The sequence below is a fragment of the Fibrobacter sp. genome (assembly GCF_017545445.1).
In the GTDB taxonomy this organism is placed as follows: Bacteria; Fibrobacterota; Fibrobacteria; order Fibrobacterales; family Fibrobacteraceae; genus Fibrobacter.
Genome location: NZ_JAFWOM010000056.1, coordinates 1 through 2,105, shown reverse-complemented (window position 1 = coordinate 2,105; position 2,105 = coordinate 1). Strand labels below are relative to the sequence as shown.

At 52.4% G+C, this 2,105-nt stretch carries 4 protein-coding genes; all 4 read left to right on the top strand.

What is annotated here, in order from left to right; genetic code table 11:
• Positions 1-555: 7-cyano-7-deazaguanine synthase (locus IKG78_RS06170; RefSeq protein ID WP_290941006.1), on the top strand; the 555-nt coding region annotated here is incomplete at its 5' end.
• The gene (locus tag IKG78_RS06165; RefSeq protein ID WP_290941003.1) at positions 555-1,124 is read left to right on the top strand and encodes a 7-carboxy-7-deazaguanine synthase QueE; all 570 of its coding nucleotides are present in this window, start codon (positions 555-557) and stop codon (positions 1,122-1,124) included. The genes IKG78_RS06170 and IKG78_RS06165, both read left to right, overlap by 1 nt.
• 54 nt (positions 1,125-1,178) lie before the next feature.
• The gene (queD, locus tag IKG78_RS06160) at positions 1,179-1,520 is read left to right on the top strand and encodes a 6-carboxytetrahydropterin synthase QueD (protein ID WP_073321133.1); all 342 of its coding nucleotides are present in this window, start codon (positions 1,179-1,181) and stop codon (positions 1,518-1,520) included.
• Positions 1,501-2,061 carry a GTP cyclohydrolase I gene (gene folE / locus IKG78_RS06155; RefSeq protein ID WP_170930520.1) on the top strand — a complete coding sequence of 187 codons (561 nt, stop codon included), beginning with the start codon at positions 1,501-1,503 and terminating at the stop codon, positions 2,059-2,061. Before queD ends, folE begins: the two co-directional genes overlap by 20 nt.
• The last annotated feature ends 44 nt before the right edge of the window (positions 2,062-2,105 follow it).

Genomic DNA, 2,105 nt, shown 5'->3' with positions numbered 1-2,105 from the left:
TTCGACTACAAGCAGAGTCTGCACAAGGAAATCGCGGTGGCGGCATCCAACGCGAAGCGGCTGAAACAGCCCTACAAAATCGTTTCCATCGACCTCGGATTTACGGGAAGCAAGTGTTCCCTCATTTCCAAGTCCAGGATAAGCGAAAACCGCAGCTTCGAGCAGATTGATTCCGCGACTCCCACAAGCTACGTGGAGTTCAGAAACGGCATCCTGCTTTCCTACGCGGTCATGTTCGCGGAGGTCAACGGCATAAACGACATTTACGGCGGTTTCAACGGGCTTGCAAGCGGACAATACCCCGACGACACATATTCATTCGTTAAGGCGTTCGAAAAGGCTGCAAACGCCGGTACAGCGCCCGGTTTCAATGTCAAGATTCACGCGCCTTTCTCAAGGATTTGCAAGAGCGAAATCGTCAAGCTGGGACGCAAAATCGGCGTCGATTACGAGAAGAACACCTGGAGCTGCTACAGGAACGGGAAAAATCACTGCGGCAAGTGCGACAGCTGCTTGCAGCGCAAAAGGGCCTTGGCCATAGGGGAAATCATCTGATGAAAAAAATCTACAGGATAAACAAGATATTCTTTAGCATCCAGGGCGAAGGAAAGCGCGTGGGAACGCCACAGGTTTTCGTGCGTTTCAGCGGATGCAACATGAAGTGTCCCTTCTGCGACACCGACCACGAACCCTTCGACGAAATGACCGCCGAACAGATTATCCAGACCTGTCTTTCCATCGCGGGAAATTGCAGGAGCGTTTCTTTCTGCGGTGGTGAACCCACCTTGCAGCTGGACGATGAACTCATAAAAGCATTTGATGGCTGGTACAAGTCCATCGAGACAAACGGAACGCACAAGGTTCCGCAGGGCATCGACTACATCGTCTGTAGTCCCAAGACTTCGCGCATCGAGCCGGACAACATTGACGAACTGCGTTTCGTCATAAAGGCTGGCGACCCACTGCCGACCCCTTGCAAGACTGCGAAACGCATGTGCCTTAGCCCATGCTTCGACGGGGACAACCTCGTCAAGGAAAACCTCTATCACTGCATAAAGCTGGTGCAGGAAAACCCCAGCTGGCTTCTCTCGCTTCAATGGCACAAGTTCATCGGTATCGAGTAGCCTGTTTCGTTTCAAGGGCGGGATTCTTCCTGCCCATTCCCATAGGAGAAAGCAATGTATCGAGTATGCAAGAGACTGGAAATTTCGGGAGCACACCGTCTGGAACTCCCTTATCCGAGCAAGTGCAGCAACCTTCACGGCCATAACTGGCTTGTGACCATTTTCTGCAAGAGCAAGACGCTCGACAAGGACGGAATGGTTATCGACTTCACGCACATCAAGAAGATAATCATGGAAAAGCTCGACCACGCCTATATCAACGACGTGGTGGATTTTAACCCGACAGCCGAAAACATGGCGAAATGGATTTGCGACCAGGTGCCGTTCTGCCACAAGGTCGTTATTCAGGAAAGCGAGGGGAACCTGGCGCAATATGATAAAGACGAAGAAGATTGAACAGCTTGTACGGCAGCTTCTTGAGGCGCTGAACGACAACCCCGACCGCGAAGGTTTAAGGGACACGCCGCGACGTGTCGCGAAATACTACGCCGAAATGTTCGAAGGCCAGAACTACACGAACGCACAGCTCGCGAAGAAGTTCGGCAAGTGTTTCAAGCAGGATGCGGACGGCCAAATCGTTTCCGTTGACGACATAACGATTTTCAGCCACTGCGAACACCATCTTGCCCTCATGTACGACATGAAGGTTTCAATCCGCTATATCCCGCACGGGAAAGTTCTCGGACTCTCCAAGTTCGCGAGGATTTCCGAAATGGTGGGAAAGCGTTTGCAGCTCCAGGAGAAAATCGGCAGCGACATTGCCGAGGTAATCATGCTCGCGACTGGAAGCAAGGACGTGGAGGTTCGCATCGAGGCGAAACACGCCTGCGTCACGGCAAGGGGCGCAAAGAACTGCAACATGGTCACGCGTACGCTTTTCTCAAGCGGCGCCTTCAAAACTCACTTGACCTCGAATGTCACGGAGTCTATAAGCTGATGCGTGTCGATAAGCGGAGTAGCACTGGGCCGTCCTTGCCTGAT

Bases quoted from the DNA above. Each gene is read 5' to 3' on its own strand.
- IKG78_RS06165 (WP_290941003.1), top strand. From the start codon at position 555: ATGAAAAAAATCTACAGGATAAACAAGATATTCTTTAGCATCCAGGGC.
- queD (WP_073321133.1), top strand. From the start codon at position 1,179: ATGTATCGAGTATGCAAGAGACTGGAAATTTCGGGAGCACACCGTCTG.